Here is a 309-nt window from a genome sequence, read left to right on the forward strand (position 1 = left end):
CCTCCGGCGCGACCTCGGCGCCGGCGGCCGCCAGCTGCCCACCCGCGCCGAGGTCGACTCCGTCCTCGCCATGGAGACCTACGACACGGCCCCGTGGAACAGCTCCTCGGACGGCTTCCGCAACCACCTTGAAGGGTGGCGCGGCGTGAACCTCCACAACCGCGTCCACGTCTGGGTCGGCGGCCAGATGGGCACCGGAGTCTCCCCCAACGACCCCGTGTTCTGGCTCCACCACGCCTTCGTCGACAAGCTGTGGGCCGACTGGCAGGCCCGCCACCCCCGGTCCACCTACCTGCCGGCCGCCGACAC

General features: G+C 72.5%; 1 protein-coding gene. It reads left to right on the forward strand.

Translation table 11 applies throughout. The annotated features are described in order from the left end of the window. Window positions 1-309 (forward strand): tyrosinase family protein (locus OQ02_RS39800; protein WP_033443865.1); only part of this gene is annotated, 309 nt, incomplete at both ends.

Source organism: Saccharothrix sp. NRRL B-16314 (assembly GCF_000716595.1).
In the GTDB taxonomy this organism is placed as follows: domain Bacteria; phylum Actinomycetota; class Actinomycetes; order Mycobacteriales; family Pseudonocardiaceae; genus Actinosynnema.